General features: G+C 54.6%; 16 protein-coding genes. 7 read left to right on the top strand and 9 right to left on the bottom strand.

The window, feature by feature from the left end; genetic code table 11:
* Nucleotides 1–255: 255 nt before the first annotated feature.
* The 3 genes from SH248x_RS12770 to SH248x_RS12760 form a co-directional block, all read right to left on the bottom strand.
* Nucleotides 256–6,321, bottom strand: a complete 6,066-nt coding sequence (locus SH248x_RS12770) for a S8 family serine peptidase (protein WP_459554668.1) — start codon at nucleotides 6,319–6,321, stop codon at nucleotides 256–258.
* Nucleotides 6,322–6,604: 283 nt separating this feature from the next.
* Entirely contained in the window at nucleotides 6,605–10,465 is a 3,861-nt protein-coding gene (locus SH248x_RS12765) for an Ig-like domain-containing protein (RefSeq protein WP_459554667.1), read from the bottom strand.
* A gap of 499 nt (nucleotides 10,466–10,964) precedes the next feature.
* Nucleotides 10,965–11,537, bottom strand: coding sequence for a helix-turn-helix domain-containing protein (locus SH248x_RS12760; RefSeq protein ID WP_459554666.1), 573 nt, complete (start codon nucleotides 11,535–11,537; stop codon nucleotides 10,965–10,967).
* Nucleotides 11,538–12,596: 1,059 nt separating this feature from the next.
* On the opposite strand from SH248x_RS12760, the gene SH248x_RS12755 reads away from it, so the two are divergent.
* The 5 genes from SH248x_RS12755 (at nucleotide 12,597) to SH248x_RS12735 (ending at nucleotide 15,755) form a co-directional block, all read left to right on the top strand.
* Nucleotides 12,597–13,301: a hypothetical protein gene (locus tag SH248x_RS12755; RefSeq protein WP_459554665.1), complete on the top strand. Its 705-nt coding sequence runs from the start codon at nucleotides 12,597–12,599 to the stop codon at nucleotides 13,299–13,301.
* Nucleotides 13,302–13,399: 98 nt separating this feature from the next.
* Nucleotides 13,400–14,032: a hypothetical protein gene (locus tag SH248x_RS12750; protein ID WP_459554664.1), complete on the top strand. Its 633-nt coding sequence runs from the start codon at nucleotides 13,400–13,402 to the stop codon at nucleotides 14,030–14,032.
* Between the two features lie 153 nt (nucleotides 14,033–14,185).
* Nucleotides 14,186–14,467, top strand: coding sequence for a hypothetical protein (locus SH248x_RS12745; protein WP_459554663.1), 282 nt, complete (start codon nucleotides 14,186–14,188; stop codon nucleotides 14,465–14,467).
* A 97-nt stretch (nucleotides 14,468–14,564) separates the two neighbouring features.
* Nucleotides 14,565–15,251: a Uma2 family endonuclease gene (locus SH248x_RS12740; protein ID WP_459554662.1), complete on the top strand. Its 687-nt coding sequence runs from the start codon at nucleotides 14,565–14,567 to the stop codon at nucleotides 15,249–15,251.
* 90 nt (nucleotides 15,252–15,341) lie between these two features.
* The gene (locus SH248x_RS12735) at nucleotides 15,342–15,755 is read left to right on the top strand and encodes a VOC family protein (RefSeq protein ID WP_459554661.1); all 414 of its coding nucleotides are present in this window, start codon (nucleotides 15,342–15,344) and stop codon (nucleotides 15,753–15,755) included.
* Nucleotides 15,756–15,769: 14 nt separating this feature from the next.
* Here SH248x_RS12735 and SH248x_RS12730 read toward each other — a convergent pair whose 3' ends face one another.
* The 3 genes from SH248x_RS12730 to SH248x_RS12720 all read right to left on the bottom strand — a co-directional run bounded on the left by SH248x_RS12730 (nucleotide 15,770) and on the right by SH248x_RS12720 (nucleotide 18,094).
* Nucleotides 15,770–16,687 carry a bestrophin family protein gene (locus SH248x_RS12730; RefSeq protein WP_459554660.1) on the bottom strand — a complete coding sequence of 306 codons (918 nt, stop codon included), beginning with the start codon at nucleotides 16,685–16,687 and terminating at the stop codon, nucleotides 15,770–15,772.
* A 105-nt stretch (nucleotides 16,688–16,792) separates the two neighbouring features.
* Complete coding sequence (locus SH248x_RS12725) at nucleotides 16,793–17,227, bottom strand: NUDIX hydrolase (RefSeq protein WP_459554659.1); 435 nt, start codon at nucleotides 17,225–17,227, stop codon at nucleotides 16,793–16,795.
* A gap of 387 nt (nucleotides 17,228–17,614) precedes the next feature.
* Nucleotides 17,615–18,094 (bottom strand): FHA domain-containing protein, encoded by a 480-nt coding sequence (locus SH248x_RS12720; protein ID WP_459554658.1) that lies wholly within the window; start codon nucleotides 18,092–18,094, stop codon nucleotides 17,615–17,617.
* Between the two features lie 164 nt (nucleotides 18,095–18,258).
* Between SH248x_RS12720 and SH248x_RS12715 the strand changes: the two genes are divergently transcribed.
* Complete coding sequence (locus SH248x_RS12715) at nucleotides 18,259–18,516, top strand: hypothetical protein (protein ID WP_459554657.1); 258 nt, start codon at nucleotides 18,259–18,261, stop codon at nucleotides 18,514–18,516.
* A 317-nt stretch (nucleotides 18,517–18,833) separates the two neighbouring features.
* Here SH248x_RS12715 and SH248x_RS12710 read toward each other — a convergent pair whose 3' ends face one another.
* The 3 genes from SH248x_RS12710 to SH248x_RS12700 form a co-directional block, all read right to left on the bottom strand.
* The gene (locus SH248x_RS12710; protein ID WP_459554656.1) at nucleotides 18,834–20,561 is read right to left on the bottom strand and encodes a formylmethanofuran dehydrogenase subunit A; all 1,728 of its coding nucleotides are present in this window, start codon (nucleotides 20,559–20,561) and stop codon (nucleotides 18,834–18,836) included.
* Nucleotides 20,562–20,909: 348 nt separating this feature from the next.
* A complete protein-coding gene (locus SH248x_RS12705) occupies nucleotides 20,910–22,247 on the bottom strand; it encodes a DUF1552 domain-containing protein (protein ID WP_459554655.1) in 1,338 nt (445 codons plus the stop codon).
* Nucleotides 22,248–22,439: 192 nt separating this feature from the next.
* Nucleotides 22,440–24,317, bottom strand: a complete 1,878-nt coding sequence (locus SH248x_RS12700) for a DUF1588 domain-containing protein (protein WP_459554654.1) — start codon at nucleotides 24,315–24,317, stop codon at nucleotides 22,440–22,442.
* 234 nt (nucleotides 24,318–24,551) lie between these two features.
* On the opposite strand from SH248x_RS12700, the gene hemB reads away from it, so the two are divergent.
* Nucleotides 24,552–25,550 (top strand): porphobilinogen synthase, encoded by a 999-nt coding sequence (gene hemB / locus SH248x_RS12695; protein ID WP_459554653.1) that lies wholly within the window; start codon nucleotides 24,552–24,554, stop codon nucleotides 25,548–25,550.
* Nucleotides 25,551–25,761 lie beyond the last annotated feature (211 nt).

Genomic DNA, 25,761 nt, shown 5'->3' with positions numbered 1-25,761 from the left:
TGGTTAGTCAGTAAGGCAAATAATTTCATTACGAGATTCATCAAACAGTTTGTTTGATAATTCTTCGCAAACGATGTGTTCAAAAAAATGATCACGGAAATCGTCGTTAGTCGAGAAAAGTGTTCAATTATTGCACATGAGGGGCTGGCTGAACGTCCTGGTGGTCTCCAGGCGAGCACGTCGGCATAAAAAAACTCCGCGGACAAATGAATGGCCGCGGAGTCTGTTTTGTTGAGAGTCGTCTACCAGTTGTTATCAAACCGTGGGCATGAAGGTGATGAAGGTCCCGGTGAGGTGGTACTCGCCGGTGTTGGCGTTTCCGTTCCAGTTGTTGGGGGTGATGGTGAGGTCACCGTCGAGGTAGCCGCTGGCGATTCCCTGGATGGTGCTGAAGGTGCCCTTCAGGAGGTCCACGGTGTCAGCGGTGAAATCGAGGGCAGCGACGAGTCGGTCGGACGAGGTGGGAACGAAGTTGACCCAGGTGGAGTTGTTGTCGTACTGCCACTGAGACCCATTGAGCCGGACGTTGACAAAGTTGTCGGCGTTGTTGGGGTCAAGACCCGAGAAGCGGGTACGGACGTTGGACTGGCTGTACATCATGTAGCCGGTTCCGGTGGCGTTGTCAGTGCCGCCGATGCCGTTGCGCAGGCCAGTCAGTGGGGTGCGTGGTGCGAAGGTGATGTAAGTGCCGGTGACCCGGTACTCACCTGCGTTGGTGGTGCCAGCCCAGTTGTTGGCGATGATGGCGAGGTCCCCATCGAGGTAACCCTGCACGATGCCGTTGACCAAGCCGAGGTTGCCTTCGAGGAGGGTGACGGTGTCGGTGGTGAAGTTAAGGGCGGCGACGAGGACGTCGGAGGATGTCGGTGTGAAGTTGACCCAGGTGGAGTTGTTGTCGTACTGCCACTGAGCGCCGTTGAGGCGGACGTTGATGAAGTTGTCCGCATTGTTGGAGTCGAGACCTGAGAAGCGGGTGCGGACGTTTTGCTGGCTATACATCATGTAGCCCGTGCCGGTGGCGTTATCGGTGCCGCCGACGCCGTTGCGAAGACCGGTCAGTGGGGTGCTGGGAGCAAAGGAGATGAAGGTGCCGCTCACGCCGAATTCACCCGCGTTGGTTTGACCCTTCCACTGATTGGCGGTGACGAGCAGGGTGCCGTCAAGGTAGCCCTTTGAGATGCCGTTTACGACGCCGAAGTTGCCCTTCAACATCGTGACGGTATCCGTCGTGAAATCAATGGCGGCGACGAGAACGTCGGTCGATGTGGGAGTGAAGTTGACCCAGGTGGTGTTGTTATCGTACTGCCACTGAGACCCGTTGAGGCGGACGTTGATGAAGTTGTCGGCGTTGTTGGGATCGAGTCCCGAGAAGCGGGTACGGACGTTTTGCTGGCTGTACATCATGTAGCCGGAGCCAAACGCGTTATCGTTGCCAGCAACTCCGAAGCGCAGATTAGTGAGGGGCGTGCTTCCAACGGGCATCTCAAAGATATCGGTGACTGAGATGGTGAAGGTCTTCTCGAAGAAGAGGCCACCCTGATCAATGGTGCGGACGCGGATGGAGTAGCTGGACTTGGTTTCGTAATCGAAGCTGGCATTTGCCAGGAGCTGATTGCCGACGATGGTGAAAGCGGCGTTGTCGGTGGAGCCGGTGCCGGCGACGAGGGAGTAGGTATGGGTGTTGCCTGCGTCGGGGTCGGTGGTGGTGAAGGAGCCGACGGGGGTGTCTGGGGGGAGGTTTTCGGCAACCGTATTTGATGTCAGCAGAATATCTGAAGGAGCGGAATTGTTTGAAATGATTTCGAACGTCAGTGTCTGCTCGACCGAGAGTCCGAAGGCGTTGGTTGCCTTCACGCGAACCGTCACATTCTGTTGACCATCAAAAGTGGCGGTGGTGAAGAGTTGGTTCTGAATGAATTGAAACTGAGAATTGCCTTGAGAGCCTTCACCCTCAATGAGTTCATAGGTGAATGAGCCTTCATATTTGAGCTCGACAGCTGACAGCGTCCCGACGAGGGTCCCCGGTTGTGCATCCTCGTTGAACGCTTGATTGTCAATTGTGATGTTTGTTGGGCTCGGCAGCAGGAATTCGTAGGTGGCGCCAACTCCATAAGCGACAGTTGCATCATCGAGAGCATGGACCAGAATACGGTTTCCAACAATATCCACAGAGCTTCCGAATTTAGCACCCGATCCTGAAACTGGCGAGACCAATTTCTTTAACAGCGTCATCGAGTTGGTGTCATAGATATAGGCTGCTCCTACGGATGTCGTGCCGATACGATTGCCGATTGCTCCAATGACCAGAAGATGTCCATCCACATCCAACGAGTACCCGAAATCTCCAGATGAGACTGGCTCAGGATTTCGTAGAGTGGCCGTCAGGCTGAGATCGGAGAGTCTGAAGGCGTAAACGGAACCGGAGTTCGATGATGGATTGTCATCGTCAGGAGTGCCGATAAAAACGTGAGTATCCGAAATGGCCAGAGACGTTCCAAATTCGTCGAAACTCGACGGTTCAGGATTTGTGATCTTACCTTTGAGCAGTCCTGTTGTGACGTCATAAAGATAGACTGCTCCTGCTGAACTTGCTCCGGTGTCATCGCCTGGAGTGTTTATGGCAACATACTGGCTGTTGAGCGCGACCAGGGTGCCGAAGTCATCCGAGCTTGATGAGCCAGGATTTGTGAATGTTCTGTAGAAGGAACGAGTCGAGATCTGGTAGAGGTGGGTTGCTCCTGAGTTTCGGCCTGGTTCGCCGATCGCAATCAAGTCACCCGCAATGGCGATCGATTTGCCGAAGTGACCCAAACTGGCAGAGGTTGGTGCTGAAATTGTCCACACGAGATCGCCTGAGATCAGGTCGTAAACGTAGACTAAACCGGCGTCGAAGGTTCCACCGTCGGGAGTCGATACAAAGAGCAGGTTATCTTTGAGAGCAACGCTTTCGCCGAAGTATTCAAAGGGTGCAGATGTTGGGTTAACGATCGTTCTCAGCAGTTCGCCAGTTTGAGCATCATAAACGCTCACCATTCCCGAACCGATGTTGGTGCCAATCTGGGATTTGGGACTTCCAACGACAATGTATTGAGAATTGGAGGTCGTAAAAGAAGATCCATCGACGAAAGAATACTGTGGCTGGGTGATTGGAGGCAGAAATGAGCGAACGAACAACGGATCACGTTCATCGGTGACGTCCCGAATCGTGATGGAATAAATCGTCTCGTAGGCATTCCCGAAACTGTCGACAACACGAACACGTATCGAGGCCGAATTCATCTCCTCATAATTGATCGGGAGATTTGTCTGAAGCTGATTTCCCTCAATTCGGAAATACGAGTTATGAGTCGATCCTGTGCCGCTGACGAGTGAGTACGTAAACACATCACCGACGTCGGGGTCATTTGTTGATAGTAGACCAATGATTGTGCCCGCTGGTTGATTTTCCACGACGGTGCTGGCTGACAAGGCGATGCTGGTCGGACTGTCTGGGCCATCGAGAATCTGGATCGTAAATGTTTTCTCGGCAGACAGGCCTGCGGAGTCGGTCGAAAGAACACGAATGGATCGCGTTTTGGTCGACTCGTAGTTGAAACTGACAGTTGTTCGCAGCTCATTGCCGACAATCTGAAACGAAGAATTGTGCGTGCTTCCAGTGCCGCTGATGAGTTGGTAGGTGAACGTATCACCGGTCGTCGGATCGGTGGTTGAAAGCGTTCCGACGACAGTGCCCGCCGGTTGGTTTTCTGCGACCGAATCGTTGCTGAGCAAAATATCTTCTGGGCCGCCGGGAGGATCAATGACTCCGAGCAGTTGAATCCGATAGAGGCCTTCGTCTGTGTCTGAATTCGGCAGTTCCAGCCAGGCTGAAAGTGATCGATCGATCGATGTATTCATGCGGATGGTCAGTGTCACGGAGCCACCCACTGCGACTGACTGTCCCTGCTGGAAGTTTGAAACGATTTCAAAGCCTTCCCCGACGATCTGAGCAGGTGAGAGAGTCAACGGTAATTGTCCGAGGTTCTGAACAGTGACGGTCTTCTCAACGATATCATTGATATTTGAAGTCCCAAAATTGATCACACCTGTCTGACTGGCAATCGGTTGAGAGTCTACAATGACAGAGATCTCGGGCCCGACGACTGTGCCGTCCAGCGATACTGAAAACAGCTCTTCATCAGCGTCATTGCTGAGAATACGGATCGAGCCATCCTGACTGCCAGGAAGGTTGCTTTGCATCTTTACGAGAATCGTCGTTGCCTGCTGCGGGGCAAGGACCAGGTCGTTCGGGATTTGACCTACGATCTCAAAGTTGCCTGTCGTATCGACTGAGTGGAGAATAAGATTTTCCGAGCCTTGATTGACGACAATCAGCGCGCGATAAGACGGCTGATTTTGCAGGGCCGTTCCGAAGTTCAATGTGCCGAGTGCATCGATCAAATTGTTGGACTGATCTTGAACGGAGATCTCCGGACCAGCGGATTCTTCGTCGACGTTCCAGGCGATTGCGTATTGTTCTGAGTTGGCATCGGAGACAAGGTCCCACACCTCGCCCGACCAGACGACGCGCATCATGTAATTGCCAGTCTCAGGAATTTCGAAATTCAAGTGTTCGACATTGCTGTACCGAGATTTGGATTCCGCGATTTTCTCTGTTGCGACCCCATCTTCAGTTTTCCAGATCTCCAGATCGAGGTTATCAAAGCTGTCTTCGTAAGACTGATTGGTCAGCAAGTCGATCGTTCGATCGGCAAACCAGGTCAGGCTGGACGTAATCGTTGAGCCAGCTGTCAGTACCTGATCGAAGAAATAATCATTGAATACCCCGTCAACGGACTCTCCGTAATCCCAGCCAAGTGAGTCAATGGTTCCTCCGATATCGCCAGCAAGGTCGCTGGTCCCATTTAGCAGGACGTTATACGCCTCGGAAAGATTCATCCGTCCTGCGCCTCTGAGTGGATCGAGGGCGCTCGTTGTTGTGATGACGCCATCAGCGAGTGATTGTGCATTGCTCCAGCCAGTCGTTTTGTCAGCTGAGCTTTGAAGGACGGCTTGAAGCACGCGGGCGTCAGTGCCGATGGTCGTATCGCCGAATGTTCCTCGGGCGGCATCAACCATGAGCGCCAGCCCTCCGGCTACAGTCGGAGCAGCGAAGCTGGTTCCCTGCAAATCAGAGGTGTACGCGGTCGTTGATGTCGAACTGCTTCCACCGATGTTTCCGCCGGTCGCGCCGCCATAAAAGGCTGCTGTCTGGTCTTCACCTGGAGCGAGGATGTCCACCATTGGTCGCACCAGGGGAATCAGGATTCCCTGATTTGAAAAGGGGCCTGTCGGCTGACGAACCGTCGGAATGAAAATGCTGCCGAGGACGCCGCCGCTGCTGAAACTGGAGACAGTTGAGTAGGGATTATTTCCCGTGTCAGGTCCGAGGGCACCGACGGAAATCGTGTTAAAGCCTGCTGCCGGTCCGCTAACGGTGTCGCTGCCAAATCCAGAATTACCAGCAGAGAAGACGACTGAGGTTCCCGTCAGGTTTGCCAGCGCGTCAATGAGTCGCGATGTTGTCTGCGTCCCATAGTAGTCACCACCACCTCCCCAACTGGAATTGATGACATCAGCGGTGACGAATTCCGATCCAACGCCATCAAGCATCAGTTGCCGATAGGGGAACAAGAACGACTGGTCTGTAAATGAGAAGGAAGTTCGATACGGAGTTCCCGACCAGGAAGTAGCAATCGCGCCAGAGTAGAGCTCGGCATCGGGTGCCATTCCGATTTGATATGGCAGATCGGCGTTCGTATCACCGCCGATGATCTGGCTGACCCACGTTGCGTGTCGATCAACCTGACCGAGTTGAGTTCCGGTAATCGAGGTGTTGTGAATTTGACCTGATAAGTTGGTAAGCGTCTCGTGTCCTGACCAGGCATGTCCGGCTTCGACGTTACCGACGACTGCCCGGGTACCTGTGAATCCTGCTGCGTAGAATCGATCTGCCCCCAGAAAATCATTGATGTTCAGACCGTTATAGATTGTGCTGCCACGGCCTGAGGAGACATATCCGGACTCGCCCCAATAAATAGGCTGGCCGGTCGCAACGGTATTCTGATAGGCCTGCAATGCCTCTCCCGATAAGCCATTCAAGTAATCTGAGTCTGATGTTGCAGCACTCAGCAATACGCGAACTTCGAGAGTCGCCAAGCGGTTTTCCGCATAACGGTGGGCACGTCGTCTGGGAGCAATCCGGTGTTTACAAAAGAATCGACTCAGCCATTGATAAGAGAAAAGTGAGAAGAAAGACTCACGAACAGTCCGGTTTTGCATTGCTGAAAGTCGCTCAATTAAAATTGGAAGAATATTCAGTGGGACAGCAGTCTACCCACAGAAAGTTACCAAGTCGAATATTGAAATCGTCAAATTTTCACGCATTCGAGGCTGCTTATGGAAAGGGCGTCTTATTGAGGACTGTCTTTGGTGAGCGCGCGTAAAAAAACACGCCGCGGCAAGCGTGGCGTGTTTTTATGGTCATGCTGTGGTCTTTGAGGCTCCCTTGAGGAAAAGAGCCTGTTCGGACTTAGGCGAGTTGCTTGCGAGCAGAGCAATCGGGTCAGGCGATCGTGGGCATGAAGGTGATGAAGGTTCCGGTGAGGTGGTACTCGCCGGTGTTGGCGTTTCCGTTCCAGTTGTTGGGGGTGATGGAGAGGTCACCGTCGAGGTAGCCGCTGGCGATTCCCTGGATGGTGCTGAAGGTGCCCTTCAGCAGGTCCACAGTATCAGCAGTGAAGTCGAGTTCTGCGACGAGGCGGTCCGATGAGGTGGGCACGAAGTTGACCCAGGTGGAATTGTTGTCGTACTGCCACTGAGCGCCGTTGAGACGGACGTTGATGAAGTTGCTGGCGTTCGTACTGTTAATTCCAGGGAAGCGTGACTGCAGGCTCTGCTGGCTATACATCAGATAGCCCGTGCCAGTCGCGTTGTCGATCGCGGCGACCCCGAATCGCAAGTTGTTCAGCGGGGTACTGGCTGCAAAGGAAATGAAGCGCCCGCTCACTCCAAACTCACCGGCATTCGCCTGACCCTTCCACTGATTGGCCGTGACCAGGAGATCGCCATCAAGATAGCCCATCGAAATTCCGTTCACGATTCCAAAGTTCCCCTTGAGCATGGTGACGGTATCAGTTGTGAAATCAATGCTGGCGACGAGGACGTCGGTGGAAGTCGGCGTGAAGTTGACCCAGGTCAAGTTGTTGTCGTACTGCCACTGACCTCCGTCGTAGCGAACATTGATGAAATTGTTGGCATTGTTGGAGTCAAGCCCTGAGAACCGCGTCCGAACATTTTGCTGGCTGTACATCATGTAGCCGACGCCGGTGGCGTTATCGGTGCCGCCAACTCCGTAGCGGAGGTTGGTCAGCAGGGTGGCTCCGGGTGGGAGTTCAAAGACATCGGTGACTGAGATGGTGAAGGTTTTTTCGAAGAAGAGTCCCGACTGATCGGTGGTGCGAACGCGAATAGTGTAGGACGACTTCGTCTCGTAATCGAAGCTGGCATTTGCCAGGAGCTGATTGCCGACGATGGTGAAGGCCGCGTTGTCGGTGGAGCCGGTGCCGGCGACGAGGGAGTAGGTATGGGTGTTGCCTGCGTCGGGATCGGTGGTGGTGGTTAAGGAGCCGACGGGGGTGTCTGGGGGGAGGTTTTCGGAGATGGAAAGGGAAGAGAGAGAGACGTTGGATGGTGAACGGTTCACGGTGACCTGGATTTTTGATGTCCTTGTGTAGGTCCCGTCGCTGACAGTGTAAGTCACTTCATCTTGACCAAAGCTTGGATCCGACGAGGTATATTGAATCTTGCCATCTGTTGTGATGACTGCTGTTCCATGTGCGGCGGAGACCGATGTGATCGAGAGAGGCTGACCTGGCTGGAGGAGTGAGTAATCGTTTGCCAACGCGTCGATAATGATGGTGTCGCCAAGGTTGGTCGTGGCTGATTCTTTTACAGCAATCGGTCCAGAGAGTTTCAAGACGAAACCAATATCCGCGATCGTGGCGACCGCATCTGACGGATACGGGGCTCCATTGAGAATTGGGGTCCTGGCGACTTTATTTAGATGCTGGCTGGTTCGTTCAAAATCACCGGTCATCCATTGAGCGATGCCGACCCCAGCTGTGTCTGTGCGGTCCCACCAGGCGGTTTTGTTTCCGATGGTCTCGCCCCAGTGTTCGTTCATCGCTTCAGCTTGGGATTGAGCCATTTCCGAACCGGGATCGATGACTCCGAACAAAGTTGGCCAGACGATTAGAAATGAAATGCCTTGGTTGTTATACCAATTGCTGAAATCTGCTTTTTGAGCATAGTACTTTCCTGTTGGCGTCTCGATCAGTTCTGGGCCAGTTTCAGACTGAGTGGCGTCATCGGGTGCCTTTTGCAGACTGATGTAGAACAGGCCTGTGCTTTCGTCGTAGAGATCATTCACGATGCCTTGTCGAGTCAGATCGGCAGCGGCATTCATAATCTCGGCTCTCTCACTGTCCTGATAGATCAGTGACTCAACGATCGCTGCTCCTCGGAATCCTGCATATGACTCTGCAGCATCAGCCAGATACATGACTGGGAAATAGGTGGCTCCGTGAGTCAGCCCGTTTGGCTGTTGAAGGGTCAGTAGTCGATTCGAGGCCAGGCGAACCTCGTTTTGAATGGACAGAAGGAATGTGGTGTCAGACGATAGTTCAGCGTACTTACCAACCAATAACAAGAACATCGACGCGGCACTGTCCTGTCCATCAGAGAACGTGGTCGGACCACCTACTGACGAATCATCGAAGTACCAGTAGCGTTCGATAGAGCCATCCGTATTGAGATGGTCTGCGTACCATTGAATAAAGCGTCGAGCCATATCGAGTCGGTCAATGCCTGCGATCTCCGGTCCTTCGAGCAGTCCCCAGAGAGCGATCGAGGCAAAGTACGAATCGATGACATAAATCGGGCGCCCGTCCTCGCTGTAGGCACCCGGTGCGTTGATCATCCGGATCGCGCCGTTCTCCAGTTGAGCTGACTGAAGGTAATAGGCAAGATCAAAGGGAGTGGCGACTGAGCCTGTCGTGTTGCTGAGAACGTTCCCACTCAGTTCGAGTGATGTTGAGTGTAACCCGCCAGTAGTCTGAACTGTGAAGGTGGTGTTCTTGTATCCTTGATCAATCAGCATCACGAGTTCGAATGCGACGTATGAACCTGTTGCGATTTGCTGACCTGATACCAGGGGCATCGTTGGGCTAAAGGTAAATTTCGTTCCGTCAAATGAGGTAGATTGAATAGTGAGTGTGCCTGAACTCGTATTGTGAAGAAGAAATTTCTTCACAACGTAGTAAGAATTGACGGTCCCAAACTCAATCAATGCATTCTCGTCGAGAAGTTTTCCTTCCTCGTTGGTGATCGCCAGTGATGAGTTGATGGTTCTTACTCGAACCGTGTAAGCAGAATTGTCCTGGCTGGATTGAAGGCTTTGGTTTTTGATGTGGACGTAGTAGGTGTCAGCAGCGAGGAGCTTTGTCGAATAAAACTGATCGTTCACCTGACTGGAAACAACAATGGTGCCATTGCTCGATTTGAGTGTCACGATGACTCGCTCGGTCACCCCTTCAATCTGGAAGTTCACGTAAGTCGGTTGTGTGATTTCGAAGCGATAGTAATCCTCATCACCAGTCTGGACCTGATCCTGGATGGCAGGATTGTTGACGATGAGCTCCGATGCATTTGCGTTGGAATTGCCTCCGTCGGTTGCGTTCTTTAATTCTGTGATTGAAAGATAGACGCTGTAAGCTGTTTTGATATCTGGTTGTGATGTCAGGCTGACAAAGTACGTCCCCGCAGAAAACGCACCTGTGTAATGAATCGGGTCGAGGGCGTCACTGGTGACAGCCTCGAGGATTTCTGCGGTGTCGATCCGCTGATTATTGTTGGTGTCTTTAATAATCTGATAGGAAAGAGCTTGCGTGAATCCGTTGAATCTCAAGTGAGCATTGGATGCAGTATTCAGCGTGAACTTGTAGACGTCGATGTCGTTCCATTGAATGACGTCGTGACGAAAAGCGCCTCCGGGGACCAGAGCAGTCGCATTGGCGAGATCATTGCCAGCGTCGTTTGTTCCCCAGCCTCCTGCAGAAAGTTTAGTCGTATAGGTTGTTGTCAGCGACGTATTCTCACTGGTGATCCGCAGGTAATAGACTCCGCTCGAAAGCATCTCTGACAGTTTCACGCATTCAGTCGTCGCGGCAACTGATAATGACGCAAGCAGTTCAACCTGTTGTGCTGCCAGATCGCCATTGATGTCCTGGTAAATCTCCAGTTTCAAGTTCTGGTCGCTGGTAACGTCAATGAAAAGCGTGCCCGGGGTCGTAAGCGTAAATTTGGCGATGTCAGCGGTGTCGACTGCGTCGAGTGTGCCGTTGAATGACTTAATCCCGTAAGACAACTGCTGCAGATCGTTAGCTGTTGCAAACGAATTATTAGGTTCTGTGCTACTGAGAAGAATCCTTGACTCCAGACTGGCGATACTTGTCTGGCGAGCGAGCAATGCTCGCTTTCGGGGAGAGCCTTGCGTGCGTGTAAGAGAACGAATCAGGCCCATGATCGCCATCGTCTTATGTTTCCAGTATTGAGAATAATTATTGTGTCAACAAATCGGGATTCCTTAGAGAGTGTCTGTTTACTTCATAGTGGTCAAGGGGACAGTTCGGGAATTCAGCGAAAATTCTTAAAGGGATAACACTTCTTTTTTATAATCCAAGAGCAAATCAGAACGTCTGATTCGTGACTCGTCCTTTATTTCGAGAGTTCCAATACGACTGTTCCCAGTCCAAGCGTCTGGTAATTAGCGCGCATTAAAAAACACGCCGCGGCAACCGGGGCGTGTTTTTTATGGTCATGCTGTGGTCTTTGAGGCTCCCTTGAGGAAAAGAGCCTGTTTGGACTTAGGCGAGTTGCTTGCGTCGGGCGACGAGAGTCCGGACACGTTCTGCCAGCAGAGCTGCGTCGAACGGTTTGCGGAACGTCTCGTTGAAGAGAGTACGATCGAAGCCGATTGCGTTGTCGTCATCGCTGAGCAGGCCAACGAGGACGGTTTCGGCGTAGTCGGTATTTTTCTTCAGGTTTTGAGCGATCATCAGGGCCTCCTGGCGTCCCATGGCGAAGTCAATAATGACTGCGTCAGGGTGCAGGGCTTCAGCCTGAATCCCGGCTTCAAAGCCAGAAGCTGCGGTTTCAATTTTGAATTCATCGGCTGAGATGAATTCTGACAGACCCATCCGGACTTGTGGATCGACTCCGACGAGGAGCATTTTGCCCATCGCTTCGTCTTCCAGCTCGCCCAGGGGCATGCCGTGTTCTTTCAAAAAGCGAATCAAATGTTCGCGTGGAATCCGGCGGTCTTGTGAGCCTGGAATCCGGTAGCCTCGGAGTCGTCCTGAATCGAACCATTTTGACACGGTACGAGGGGCGACTTTACATATCTTAGCTACCTGGCCAGTCGTGAAGATCGTCCTCATTGCGGGCTTCTCCAATCACGTAAAGTGGTCATCCACAGGGAGGCGGGCCCTGTGCATACTCACCCCGTCAACGATCGATGGTCGGCTATCCTAGCCCTTGGGTCCGTGGCAAACACCACCGTACTTATGGTTCGGGGCCATCTCAGGGTTTGTTATAAACGTAGTTGCCGCTTGAACGTTACAGCGCGGGAGCCGTAACGAAGGGGTTGCCTCAACATGACGTACAGCTGCGACGGTTTTCAGTCAGAAGGTCATATTCTTGCCGAATACGTTTCTGATTGATGTCGCACAGTGGTCCACTCACAAAGCGTTCCACCGCCAAAATAGAACTTTCTTCTTTTTGGCCGAGGCCTCGAGAAAAAAGGGCGGGGGATGCGGACCAGACAGCGCAAGGGCATCTTGCACTCTTCGCGGATCGTCCTCAATGTCCATTCCCCCCTAACAACGGTCCTCGCCGGAGCGAGCGATCACTTCCCTGTAATCATTGGGCAGCGAATCCAAGGTGGTTTCGTTGCCAACCGTCTGACCTATATATTCGGCGTAAGTGTGTCGCAAAATTTAGCATGATTTGAATAAGCGCCGTTTTGGGTGCCAAGCTTACCTGCGGGATGTCAATATCATCCGTTACAACCGTTACAGCTTTGCAAGATGTGGACAGCTTATCACCCGGAACTTCGGCAGAACCGCAAGCAGACTGAGTTCTGACGTCGAAATCCGGGGAATCTCAATTGACGACGATGATATGGTTGAACTTCGATGCGAAACGGGGGAGACTGACTCAGACACTGCTCACCGGTGAAAGGATGAGCAAATTGTCAAAATGACATCGAAATTGTTTGAGGTGGCTTCTAAATCAAAAGCCAGAAAGAACTGACCACAGAAAAATAACCACAGAGGCACGGAGGACACAGAGAAAGACTTGGCGTGATCATGCCAAGTTCAGGGCTCTGTGATCTCCGTGCCTCTGTGGTGAGAAATTCTTGTCTTCTGGTTTGGGAAGTCCTGAACTCTCCAACTGATCGGTGTTAAATCAATCTTCTAAGTATTCAGGAGACCAGGATGAGACTGCGCTTGATCGTTGGGTTAGCTGTGATGTTTGCGATGGGGTTTGCTGGTCAGGTCGACCTGGCAGCTGGGGAAAAGGTGAAAGTCCAGGCAGACTTCTCCAAGGGACTGGACGGGTGGCAACCAACGGATACGACGATCTGGGAATCGAAGAAGCTCGACGATGGGACGTCGGTCGCGTATGTCAAAGGGCAGTCGAAGGATTACCAGCCGAAGTTTCGCAGTCCGCACTCGATCCTCTTAAAGAAGGATCTTGTACTCGGCTCGTTCACGTTGACTGCGAAAGTCAAGACGACCCAGACCTCCAGGGCCCACCGCGATCTGTGTGTCTTCTTCGGGTGGCAGGATCCGGAACACTTCTATTATGTGCATAACGCAGAGCAGACCGACCCGGCTGCCAATCAGGTTTTCATCGTGAATGAAGCTCCGCGAATCCTGATCACCGAAACTGGCGACAACGGCACGAAGTGGGGCCAGGACGAGTGGCACGACATTAAACTGGTCCGGGATGTCGAGAGCGGGCTGATCGAGATGTACTTCGATGATATGGAGAAGCCGAAGAAGGTGGCTCACGATAAGAAATTTACGTGGGGCGCGGTTGGCATCGGGACGTTTGATGACCACGGGTACTTTAAGGATGTGGTGATTGAGGGGGAGGTTGTGGAGAAGGAAGTGAAGCTGCCGGTGGCGGCGAAGTAAGTCATTTGAGGCGAGCGGGGGGTGTGAACCCCCTGTCTTCTTGCTTCAGTTGAGCACATCGTTTTCATAGAAAGAATTAGAGAAAGTATCGATGGGAAATGGGAACGCGCGATTGGTTTCGTAAACAGACTTGGAAGAACGCCGATCAAATTGATTTCAATACTCGTCTCGCGCGGGCCCGCGCGTCGAATCGCTCACAATATCTCCGCGTTCAGGCTGCGACCTTGGCTGAAGTCGGATTGCATGCCAACGCTTTAGAGCTTCTCGATCAGTATTTTCAGACGCATCAGGATAGTATTGATCTGGCACAAGCTTGGTTACAAAGAGCGGAATCGTCTGCTGCATTGGGAAATATTGAGAGTGCGGTCGAAGCCTATCGGATGTCTCTGCAGGCACAGCGAATACGCCCGAATGTTCAGACGAATGCCTGGTTGAACTATCCTTGGTTTGTTTTGGAGAACGAGCTTGAGCGTCTTTACGCTGAAGCGATGGAAGTCCTTTCAGAATTTCAATGCCAGTTGTTATTTCCGATTCAGGAATACCGTTACTATGGTTCGCTGGCATTGCTAGAGCAATGGGTAGGTCGTCTTGAGTCTGCGATGATGCATGCAAGGAATGCGATCGAAGCTTCAGAGCAAACACATTCAAAATTTCCAAGGCACACAACCCTCGGGCTAGTCTCTTCAAATGTGAGCCAATTGCACCATCGATTGGTTTTGTTGGTTTCGTAGTGTGGGTTAAGTCTCTGCGCAACCCACCATGAACTTGCGATAGCGTCAACTCGCGATGGATTACTATGATCACAGGCTAGGCCTATGATGTCCAAAATGAGTTGTGCAAAGCGTTAAACCACCCCTACCTGACTCTGGTGCTGGCTGATTTACGTGAAAAAGACGGTCGAGAAAGAACCGATTTCGTGGTACGACAAGTTCATTCCTGCCGTGATCACGACAGGTGTCCTGATGATCTTTGTGGGGACGATGTACGCTGCCGGGGCCGAGAACCACGGAGGCCCGCCGCCTCCTTATCATGAGACGATGTTTCACAAGCGGATCGGGATTGGGGTTCTACTGGCGGGGGCGGTGGTTGCGACGGTCGGGCCTGCGGTGTTGATGGTGGTGAAGTACAGGGCCAAAAAGCGGACGGGTGATCTTCGAGGAAAGTGAAGTCGTGCTGGTTTTCTTTCAATCGTGGTAATCGCTGCTTGTACTACCAGCCCTTTGGGCTTCATAATCGAACTTGAAGAGGAAGGAGATCACCGTTATGGCCGTGATGATTGAGCGAGATCAACGTGTTCTGCCGTTTCAGAACGGGGACGTTGTTTCCAAAGAGCGGTTCATTGAAACGCTTGAGGGGATTGGTGATGTTGTTGGTGTCGAGTTGCTGGAAGGGATGGTTTTTGTGTCGCCACCGATTCGCTTTTTTGAACATAGTGAGCCGCAGTTTTTGATGACACAATGGCTCGGGGAATACTTGCGAGTCACCCCGTTCGTCAAAGTCGGGCCGACGACGTCCATTGATCTGGCAGGGCAGAATGTGCCGGAGCCGGATGTCTGCATGTTTCTGCTTCATCCGGACCTGGGTGGCTGCCGGATCAATGAAAAGGGGATGGTGCAGGGGATTCCGGAACTGGTGGTTGAGATTGCAGCGAGCACGATCAGCAAGGATCTGCATATCAAGAAGCGGGTTTATCAGTCGGCTGGGATTCCCGAGTATGTCGTCTGGCGGACGGAGCAGAATGCGATTGACTGGTTCGTTCTGCGCGAGGGGAGTTACGAGCGATTGGAAGCCAGTGCTGACGATGGTTTCTACAAGAGTGAAGTTTTTCCTGGATTGTGGTTGGATAGCGATGCCATGGTGCGTGGCGATTTAATGAAGGTTCTGGACGTCAATCGCCTGGGATTGGGGACGGACGAGCATCGGAAGTTTGCTGAGACGTTGAAAAAGTAGCTCCTGTTGCCATCGGACTGTCGAAGCCTCTCACATCTGTTTGACCATCTTCAACCGATCATTTCTCGTTCACCTCTTTGGAGTTCTCGCATGTTTGTGAACAGTTATCTGTTTTTTGGGGGCAAGGCGGAGGAAGCGATTGCGTTTTATGAGAAGGCAGCGGGGGCTCATCGGGGGATGGTGATGAAGTTTCGGGACTCGCCGGATTTGAGTTCGATCCCGCCGGGGATGGGGGATTACGTGATGCATGGGGAGTTTCGGATTGGAGAGACGATGGTGTTTGTCTCCGATGGGCAGTCTCTGATGGAGAAGCCGAAGTTCGATGGGTTTGCGTTGACGATCACGACGAAGACAACGGAAGAGACAGAATCGCTTTACAACGGGCTGCTCGAGGGGGGTGAGGTGATGATGCCGCTGTCGCAGACGTTCTTTTGCCCGCTGTTCGGGATGTTGACCGATCAGTTCGGGGTGCACTGGATGGTGATGATGGAATCACAGGGATAGCAAATGGGACGTCGTCAGGCAGATTCCCGGACGAGGGCAGGGATCGTCTCGGGGGGATTGATGGCGCGGAGGTTGGTATCGATCGTCTTGGAGATTTCGTCCAGAGGCAGGTGGTTGAGGCTGCGCTTGCTGAACGGATCCTGCAGGGTCTCGCCGATGTGGTCGAGGGAGATTAGAGGGTAAGCCACGAGCATCGTGACCAGGGGAATGATCCAGATGATCTCGACACGGTGCAGCAGGGCAAACGGCAGCGTGAGCAGGAAGAACATGATGAATCGTCTGATGCTGATGCTGTAAGCACTGGGGAGAGGGGTTTTCAGAATCCGCTCGCAGCCTCCGATGTGATCGATCAGCTGAGCGCGTTGAGTGTCGATCTGCAGGAAGGCGAAGGAATCCATTTTATGACGAATGCGCGCCTCTTGAAGGAGGGCCGCCATCTTGCCGGCGACGAAGCTGGGCATGTGCTGGGCATTGCGAAGTTCATCAAGTCCGTCTTTGCCGACGATCGCTTCCAGGTCACTCCCGGCTCGTTCGCCTCGCAGGCTGTTTCGGCAGACAAATGGAAACGCGATGGCCCAGGAGGTAAAGTCATCACGCCAGCGTTGATCGTCGGGGCCAAAGTTGACGGCGTTGATCACGAGATTGCGCGACTGGTTGACGATCCCTCCCCACAGCTTGCGTGATTCCCACCAGCGTTCATAGCCGGCGTTTGTCCGCAAAACCAGCAGCAGACCGAGGATCGCTCCCGCCAATTCGTGAGGCGCGACTTCCAGTCCCAGGCGTGTCTGGAACATCGATTCATACCAGGTCGAGAGCAGACAGACGAGGTAGGCCAAGATTCCAATGATGAACACATCAATGGCGACAAGGGGCGTCGCAGAGCCTCGCAGGGCGATTGAGTCTCGCCAGAAATTTCCGCTTCGTTGATGCATGTGAGGTAGGAACTATCAGATGGGGAATCGGTGAGACGAATGAAAGGTCTGTCGACGATTCAACTTTTGATCCTAAGCAGCAGTCTGTCGTGGTTCAAGACCCGATCAGGCGTTTCCACTGACATGGCGATCGTGTCGATTTGTGAGTCCCTGGACAATCTCTTCATTGGCTGGGAAGACGGGATAGTCACCTAGTTGAGAGAGAGGTGTCCAGAAGAAGGGGGCTGTTGGCTGCGGAAGGGGCTGGTCATCATAGGGTTCGGGGGAGAGTCGACATTCCCAGAATTCGATATCGAGAGTTCGAATGTTATAACGATGCTGTTTGGCGATCATTAAGGCGACTGGTTCGACATCAAGTCCGGTTTCTTCGAGGCATTCTCGCAAGGCTGCCTGTTTGTGAGTCTCGCCGTATTCGCATTTTCCGCCCGGAAACTCGAAGATCGGGTCGGGGCGTGAGGGGAGATTTCGCGGACCGATTAAACAGTGACCGCGAGCAATGACGACAGCGATGCCGACGCGACGAAGCTCGTTGTGGTGCATTGGAATTCTTCTGTGGTCGATCAAGACAGGAAAACGACTCTATCACACTCCGTACGCACGGGCACGGTCAATCCCGAAGGAAAAGCAGTGTTCGGGACAAAGTTACAACTTGGAAGTGTAACGCGAATTGTGATTGACGAAATCTTCTGCGTGTTCTTCTCGGGCGCTGATCGAAAAATCAAGTTCAATCGAGATTCACCACGAAGGCTCAAAGGGCACCAAGGTGCACAAAGAAATTCCAGAACTTGAGATGGCACACGCTCTATTCGTGGTGCCGTGTGAGGCGCACTTTGTGAGTCTTCGTGACCTTCGAGGCTTTGTGGTGAACGATTTTCTGTTTTTGATTCTTCGTAAAGGCTATCGTAGGAATCTGTTCGCGTTCCCCTGTTAATTCATGGGCGGGATGAGGAATTCCTGGCTGTCTTCATCGGGGTCATCAACGATGACTGATCCGGGGTGCTGGCTGCCGGAGGGGGTCGGAACGTCTTTGACGCCAGCGTCTTCGTCGACGTCTGCTGCGGTGGTGACGCGTTCGGTAGAAATGCCTTCCATCAGGTTCTTGTTCTTGATGTTGCTGGCGTCATCGACGGTCAGTTTGAAGGCGATATCGCCGAATTGAACGGAGTCGCCGATTTTGAGGATGCCTTCACGCGAGATGATTTTCTCGTTGATGCGAACGCCGTTCATGCTCTCGAGGTCACGGACGACGATGTGATCATGCACGAGCGCGAGGATGCAGTGCTTGCGCGAGATCTTGCGGGACTGCAGCAGGACGATATCGCAATCCGGATGACGGCCAACCAGGAGAATCGGTTTGTCGAACTTGATGGCTGGTCCGCTTCCCAGAGGCTGGAGAACTGCACGCATGGAGTCTGCTTTCGAGGTGATGGGCGGGAGAGGTGTCTTTTTAGTGTGCCCGCCAAAGCGAGCGGGGTCAAGCAGGAAGCAGGGCGGAGGGGACGAGAGGGTGTTGAAGGGGGGGAGGTTTGCGGGATATACTGGGGTGACCTCGTTCTGAACTGGAGTTTTTAATGATCACATCCGTTTTGCCAGATGATATTCGGTCTCGCATCGCGGCCTATGTCGTGGAGGGGGCTTTTGATACCGACATAGACGTTCTTCGCGCGGCTATGGATGCACTCGATGCAAAGGATCACTTCCAACTGGCGGAGTTTCATCGCAAGAATGAGATTGCCATGGAACAAAGTCGACGTGGTGAAAGTAAGCTTTTGGATAAAGAAGCAATGTTAGCCCGTTTGCAAAAGAGACTCGACACAGAGGGGACTTGACACCGATGGTCTTGTGGTCTCCCCAGGCAGAAGGCGAGACCTCAAACGAGAACAGTTTGAGATCCAACCGGGAGGGCGAGGCTCTGTCCGAGCCGCCGGTCATGCGTTCCGTCGTATGGGTGCAACGGCGTGCATTGCGATCATGAGCGGTGAGTTGGACGTGTGGCACGGCCGTGTCGGCCGTGGAAATGGACGCTCGTTACGCTAAGACACGGCTGACACAGCCGTGGCACACAGGGAATGGCATCGATACATTGGTGAGAGGTTGCAACGCGGGACAGCGGCTCGGACGGAGCCTCGCCCTCCCGGTGGATCCCTCACACCCTGACCAGCGGTGACCGCAGTTCTTCATCCTGAATCGCATAGTTCCCTGGGTGGATCGAATAGTTCGAACGCATCCAGTCGTGCAGGCCGGTTAACGCGGTTTGGTCGTAGTCTCTGCTGACGTGCAGGGTCGGGGAGAAGAGGGTCTCGGCTTCGTGGGTCAGTTCGCCGTCCTGGGCGATGAGGGTTCCGGATTTGAAGACGTAACGGGGGCGTTGGAACATCGTGGTGATGTTGTCGTGCGTCGCGTAGATTGTGATATCGGCGTCGGCTCCGGGGGCGAGGTGGCCTTTGTCTTTGAGGCCGAGGATGCGGGCGGGGGCGGCGCGCGTGATGATCGCGATTTCGTCGAGCGTGTATTCGCGGGTGATGTTGGCGAGGTTGGTTTTCTCTTTGACGGCAGGCGGCATGCGGCTCAGCATTTCCTGTCGCATCGCGTGACTCATCAGCAAGGCGACCATCTCGGGGTACTTCAGAAACGCACCGCCATTGGGGTGATCGCTGGTCAGGGCGATGCGCCAGGGATCCTGCATCAGCAGGTACCACTCCAGGCCGATCGCCCACTGGATGGCGTGGATCAGGTTGGAGTAGGGCTTGAACTCGCCCGGGATCGTGCCGCAGCTCGATTCGTGTTCGATGTCCGCGGAGAACCATTTCTTCTTGGTGAGGTGATGAAGATGCTGGCTGAAGGGAGCATCCCCCGAGACCGTGATGACGTTCCCCGCGACGATGTGGCCGACGTCGATCGTGATGTTGCGGTTGTTGTGAACATAGTCGAGCAGGTGATGAGCCGCTGAGGAGAACGATGCGGGATCTTCGGGGCTGCCGTCGTAGCTGTGGAACTGGATGTGGGCGAAGTGGGCGCGACGACCTTCCAGGCACTTCATCGTGTCGAGCGTTGTCTTGTAGTTGCCGGGCATGCCGAGGTTGTTGCAGTGAATGTGGAGCGGGTGGGGGAGGGCGAGTTCGTCCGCGATCTGCGAAAGAGTGGTCACGATCTGACGAGGCGTGACGCCGAAGCCTGCGACCGGGGTATCGAGGTGATGAATCGTCGTGCGGGAGATCTGCTTCCAGTTCTCGACACCCCCCGGATTGACGATCTTCATGCCGAAGGCTTTGACGCTCGAGAGGGCCCAGGCGACATAGGCGCGGACCGCATCAATTTTGCCCGCAGCGAGGTTTTCGAGGATGTAATGATTGTTCCCCAGGAGCAGGAGGAAGCCTTTGTCGAGAATCGGCGTGCGAGACAATTCGTCGTGAGCGATGCGGGCCTGGAGGCCGGGGATGGCAGCGTCGATGGCGGTCGTGTAACCCATCCCGGCGAACAGCCTGCCGGTCGCGGTCGAGTGCGGGATGATCTGGTTGGCTTGATCAATGTTGAGCCGACGAGCCGCCTGCAGCAGCGGACCCGCGATGTGACAGTGCATGTCGATCCCGCCCGGCATGACGTGATGGCGCTGGGCATCGAACATCTTGTACTGATGCTGCTCAGCTGGCGGCGGCGTCGCGACGATTTTGCCGTCAGCGATCCACAACTCGGCCTGCTGGCCATGGATGTGGTTGGCGGGGTCGTGGAGCAGGCAGTTGGTGAGGTGGAGTTTGGACATGAAGCGGGGGGAGGGTTTACCACGGAGGACACGGAGGGGGACGGAGGCACGCAGAGGAGAGGATAGCAGATGAGTGGGGGAGCGGGCTATTGCGGGGGTGGTCCAGCCGTTCATGGCTGGATCGGCGCAGCCGACAAGAAGCGTCGCCGTACGCGTCCGAGTGTAGTCACCGCGACGTTGGGAATTGTTACCGCATGGCGCTGGTATCTTGTTCGCGTTGCGAACCCAGCCATGAACGGCTGGGCCACCCGGTGGCCATCCATCCGTACCGGGTGGGGGGGAGTCAGAGCGGGGTTCACGTTGAGCCGTCCCTACAGGACAGGAGGCGATGGAGGTGCTGCGGACCCTGGGTTTCACCCAGGGCTGGTAGAAAACGTCCCTTCAGGACTCAGATGGGGAGTAGGGGGATTTGATGGTTTTTCCCCTCATGACTCCCGACTCATGACCCATGAATTTGCTGCGTTACGCCATTAATGGCTCAATCACTCCGGTGGAATCGGCGAAGGATTTTTCTTCCACGCCTGTGGCTTGCAGCATGGTCAGCAGGAGGTTGGACATCGGGTTGTCTTTGGTGCCCGCGATGTGGAGGCCGGATTTGAGGCGGCCGCCGGCCTGGCCTGCGAGCAGGAGCGGGAGGTCGTGGGGGTCGTGGGCGTTGCCGTCTCGGAAGCCGGAGCCGAAGAGGATGGCGGAGTTGGCCAGGACGTTTGACTCGCCTTCGGGGATCGACTTGAGTTTTTCCAGCAGGTAGGCGTACTGGGCGACGTGCCACTTGGCGATCAGTTCGTATTGAGCCAGTTTATCCGGGTTGCCGGCGTGGTGGGAAATCTCATGGTGCGAGCCTTCGACCCCTTCGAGGAAGGAGAAGTTCTGGCCGCTGACGGAGTTGCCGAACATGAAGGTCGCGACGCGGGTGATGTCGGCTTCGAAGGCGAGGGCGATCATGTCGAGCATGAGTCGGGTGCGTTCGGTGTGGTTGGTCGGATCAGCGGGCGGGGTGCGGGTCGAGAAGTCGACGCGTGACTTCCAGCCAGTGCTGGTCGGGTTTTCGAGGGACGCCAGACGCTTCTCCAGGGACTCGACCGAATCGAGATATTGGTCGAGGCGCTGGCGGTCGTTGTGGCCGAGTTTCTGGCTGAGACGCTCGGCATCGTCTTTAACGAGGTCGAGGATCGGGCGATTCGACCGGCCACTCGGCTTGCCGTTGGAGATCATGACCATACGGTCGAAGGCGAGTCGGGGGTTGATCTCTTTGGCGAGGGGCTGCGTCGGCTGCTTCCAGGCAATGTGGCAGCCGTAGACTCGCGTGTAGCCGACGTTGCCATCGACGCCCGAGGTGACTTGTTCGCAGCCGAGTTCCATGGAGGGGAGGGGGGTGAACTGGCCGAGGGTGCGGGCGGCGACCTGGTCCATGGAGACGCCGCCGCTGTTGAGGTCGACGCCGGTGGTCTTGGTGATCGTGCGACCGGTCAGCCAGGCAGCGTCTTTGACGTAGTGCCCGTCGCCGGTGTTGGTCGCCTGGTGCCACAGGTTTGAAACGACCGAGACATCCGACTTCAGGTGGGCGATCGGTTCGAGCTGGGCAGGAGCGGTCCAACCTTCGCCGGTTTCTGCTGGTGTCCACTTATCAGCACGCACGCCGTTGGGGAAGAAGAGAGCCGCCATGCGGACGGGCTGCGTCTGCGGGTTCACCGTTGTGGTCGCAGCGAAGGCCGAGAGAGGACGCATCGCTTCGAGCAGCGGCAACGCCAATGCAACGCCAGCACCACGCAGGACAGTTCTTCGGTCAAGACGCATCATGGTCATTCCACTTTCATACTTCGGTCGCAGATGAGATCGGGAATGAAGTCTTTGACACAGAGGGCACAGAGATCACAGAGGATTCAGATTTCAGGGATTGAAGTGAGAATCATTTTGAATGATGAATTCTCTCTCTCTTGATCTCTGTGCCCTCTGTGAACTCTGTGTCGAATGTCTTCTGGCTGTTGACTCTCATTCCTCAACGGTCTTATACAGGAACGGTTTGCTCAGGACGATTCCCAGGATGAGTTCCTGGGCTTTGTTGTCGTTGTTGTTCAGACGTTCGAGAATGGTTTCGACCGTGCAGACGTCGGAGGGACGCAGGCCGCGGTTCAGACCATATCCAAGCATCTTGGAGGTGACTTGTCGAAGGAATTGTGGCTTGTTTTCGAGAATGTAGGCTTTCAGGCCGGCGATCCCTTCGACATCACGACCATCCGCCATCGAGGCTTTTGCATCGATCGGGCCGCCTTCGTCTTTTTCTCGCCACCGTCCCAGGGTATCGAAGTTTTCCATGGAGAAGCCAATGGGGTCGATGCGGTCGTGACAAGTGGCGCAGGCCGGGTTCTCGCGGTGGATCTCCAACTGCTGACGGACGGTCATCTTCTTGATGTCGTGACCACCTGCTTCGAGTGTCGGGACATTCGGCGGCGGGGGGGGGAGTTCGATGCCGAACATCTTGTCCATGACCCAGGCCCCTCGCAGGACCGGGCTTGTGCGACGCGCGTACGAGGTGATTCCCATGACGGAGCCGCTTCCCAGCAAGCCGGCCCGATAGCGGTATTCATCCGGGAGTTCGACCGGGACGAGGTGTTGGTTGATGTCTTTTTCGTGCTTGAGGGACGACTTTTTGAGCTTGTAGACGCCGAGGAGTTCGCCGTTGAGGTAGGTCCAGTTGGAGTCGACCAGTTCGAGGAGGCTGCGGTTTTCCTTGATGACCCGCTCCATGATATAGACGGGCTGGTCTCGCATCGGAGCGACGTGGTGGTCCTGAATCCAGGGGTGAAGCTGGGTGTCGGGCTGCTTGCTGCGACCCCAGTCCTGCGTGCCAAGCCACTGACCCATGAAGAAGGTGAGCGAATTATTCAGATGTTCGCCACGACCATTGATCAGGCGGAGCGTCTGCTTCTTGAGTTCGTCGGGATTCTTCAGCAGTCCCTTATCAGCGGCGTCGCGGAGTTCGCGGTCGGGCATTGTCGCCCAGAGGAAGTAACTCAGGCGGGTCGCGATCTCGTGATCTGTTAAAGGGACATCGACGCCGGGCTGCTCGGGGACTGCTTCTGCGATGAAGAGGAAGTTGACGGAAACGAGGACAGCCCGCATGGCGTAGAAGGTGGCCTGTGTGTGATCGAGACCATCGGCTTTGGCCTGCTCGTAGATGTTGACGAGGAGATCGACTTCCTCTTTGGTCGCAGGGCGACGGTAAGCACGATTGGCGAGGCTTTTCAGGTTATTGCGAGCTGCTTCGGTTTCACTGACGCCCTCTTTGGGGAAGGCATGCAGAATCCGTTTGCGGGAGGTTTCATCCTTGGTAGCATAGTCGAGAGCAACGGCAGCAGCTTCGATGTATTTCTCCGCGTGCACCGGCGAGATGATCAGGGTCTCGGAGGCGTTGTTAAAGCCTTCCCCCCCGGCTGCATCTTCTGGAAGCGCATGCCCGACATCCATATGGACGCCGAGGAGGTCACGCATCGTGTTGGAGTATTCGTGACGAGCCAGGCGTCGGAAGAGTGGCGGACCGGCTTTTTCTCCCTGCTCCAGGAAGGCCTGTCGCGAGGAGTTGGCAATCCATTCGACGAGTTGGAGACGCATGGCGGGATCTAGAGGATCCGCGTCCTTGGGAGGCATGCTGTGGTCGGCGATCCGCTGACGGATTTTTTCCCATTCGTCGTGATGATCAATGAACGACTGCGACGAGTCGTGGAGGCGGTTGAGGTCGAAGCCTTCCCCTTCGTGACACTCCTTGCAGGAGATCTCGAGCTGCTTGAACAGAGACGTGGGTGGATCCTCGGCGCGTAGCATCGCGCATGAAAAGAGGATCGACAGTGATAAAAGGTAAGTCGGCTTCATGAGGTTGCTTGGAGGGAGCCGGGGGCGGCAGGCGGTTCAGGGGGGCATTTCCGACGCGAGTGGGGTCGAAAATGCCGGGATGCGTGGGAAAGAGGGCGGGAATCTGGCAAGATAGTGATGCTAACTCGGTATCGACTCAACGACAATCCAAAAATCGAAATACGTCCATGTTTCGGCGTTGGCTGAAACATTCCCCTCGGCGACGTCGTATTATACGCATAAGTGGAGCAACAGATGGAGTTTACAGCAGCATTTCCTATGACGCGGATGCGTCGTGTGCGCCAGGCCGCCTGGGTTCGAGGGATGGTCGCCGAGCAGGGAGTTTCGGCGCAAGATCTGATCTGGCCTGTGTTTGTGCAGGAAGGGACCAACACGAAGACCCCCATCGGCTCGCTGACGGGGCAGTTTCGCTGGTCGATTGATCTGTTGTGTGAAGAGGTCAAAAAAGCGGCTGATCTGGGGATTCCTGCGATCGCGATTTTCCCGGTCACTCCGCCCGAGCGGAAGTCGGTCGACGGGAAAGAAGCGACCAACCCGGATAACCTGATGTGCCGGGCGACGCGGGCAGTGAAGGAACTGGGGCTGAATCTGGGGGTCGTCTGCGATGTCGCGCTCGATCCTTATACGACGCATGGCCACGATGGGCTGCTTGTTGATGGCAGGATTCCCAACGACGAAACGACGGAGATCCTCTGCCAGCAGGCGGTCGTGCAAGCGGAAGCGGGCTGCGACATCATCGCTCCTTCGGACATGATGGATGGACGGATCGGCGAGATCCGGGTTGCCCTTGATGAAATGGGATTCACCGACGTCATGATCATGTCGTACGCGGCGAAGTATGCGTCGTCCTTCTATGGGCCGTTTCGGGAGGCCGTCGGGTCGGCCTCGAATCTAGGGCAGGGGGATAAGAAGACTTATCAGATGAACCCTGCGAACACGAATGAAGCTCTCCGCGAAGTCGCGCTGGATATCTCGGAAGGGGCAGACATGGTCATGGTCAAGCCGGGGATGCCGTATCTGGATATCGTCCAGAAAGTCAAAGCGACCTTTGGTGTGCCGACGTTTGCTTACCAGGTCAGCGGCGAATACGCGATGATCTCCGCGGCGGCTCAAAACGGCTGGCTGGACCGTGAGAGCGCGATGCTGGAGAGCCTGCTGTGCTTCAAACGAGCGGGAGCGGATGGGGTGTTGACGTACTTCGCCGTCGAGGCGGCGGAGAAGCTGAAGAGATGATTGGAACGCTCCTCGCGTCATGCCTCCCCACGGGAGGACGAGGCTCCGTCCGAGCCGCTGTCCCGCGTTGCACACATTGATGACGACTCGATGTCGATTTTCACATCTTCGTCTCAGGCCTGAAGGGCCCTTATCAGTCAACCCAGGATGAAATCCTGGGTTAGCGATGCTCTCCTGTCCTGTAAGGGACGGTTCACCTTGCATTCCACGT

This window comes from Lacunimicrobium album, from assembly GCF_052161635.1.
GTDB lineage: Bacteria > Planctomycetota > Planctomycetia > Planctomycetales > Planctomycetaceae > SXPC01.
Note: the sequence above shows the minus strand (reverse complement) of the source record. Positions and strands in the feature narration are given on the sequence as shown.

Excerpts from the sequence above, each read along its gene's own strand:
- SH248x_RS12725 (WP_459554659.1), bottom strand. The coding sequence starts at position 17,227 with ATGCACCACAACGAGCTTCGTCGCGTCGGCATCGCTGTCGTCATTGCT.
- SH248x_RS12750 (WP_459554664.1), top strand. The coding sequence starts at position 13,400 with ATGGGAACGCGCGATTGGTTTCGTAAACAGACTTGGAAGAACGCCGAT.
- SH248x_RS12730 (WP_459554660.1), bottom strand. The coding sequence starts at position 16,687 with ATGCATCAACGAAGCGGAAATTTCTGGCGAGACTCAATCGCCCTGCGA.
- SH248x_RS12705 (WP_459554655.1), bottom strand. The coding sequence starts at position 22,247 with ATGATGCGTCTTGACCGAAGAACTGTCCTGCGTGGTGCTGGCGTTGCA.
- SH248x_RS12740 (WP_459554662.1), top strand. The coding sequence starts at position 14,565 with ATGGCCGTGATGATTGAGCGAGATCAACGTGTTCTGCCGTTTCAGAAC.
- SH248x_RS12760 (WP_459554666.1), bottom strand. The coding sequence starts at position 11,537 with ATGAGGACGATCTTCACGACTGGCCAGGTAGCTAAGATATGTAAAGTC.
- SH248x_RS12755 (WP_459554665.1), top strand. The coding sequence starts at position 12,597 with ATGAGACTGCGCTTGATCGTTGGGTTAGCTGTGATGTTTGCGATGGGG.
- SH248x_RS12715 (WP_459554657.1), top strand. The coding sequence starts at position 18,259 with ATGATCACATCCGTTTTGCCAGATGATATTCGGTCTCGCATCGCGGCC.
- SH248x_RS12720 (WP_459554658.1), bottom strand. The coding sequence starts at position 18,094 with ATGCGTGCAGTTCTCCAGCCTCTGGGAAGCGGACCAGCCATCAAGTTC.
- SH248x_RS12735 (WP_459554661.1), top strand. The coding sequence starts at position 15,342 with ATGTTTGTGAACAGTTATCTGTTTTTTGGGGGCAAGGCGGAGGAAGCG.
- SH248x_RS12710 (WP_459554656.1), bottom strand. The coding sequence starts at position 20,561 with ATGAACGGCTGGACCACCCCCGCAATAGCCCGCTCCCCCACTCATCTG.
- SH248x_RS12700 (WP_459554654.1), bottom strand. The coding sequence starts at position 24,317 with ATGAAGCCGACTTACCTTTTATCACTGTCGATCCTCTTTTCATGCGCG.
- SH248x_RS12770 (WP_459554668.1), bottom strand. The coding sequence starts at position 6,321 with ATGCAAAACCGGACTGTTCGTGAGTCTTTCTTCTCACTTTTCTCTTAT.
- hemB (WP_459554653.1), top strand. The coding sequence starts at position 24,552 with ATGGAGTTTACAGCAGCATTTCCTATGACGCGGATGCGTCGTGTGCGC.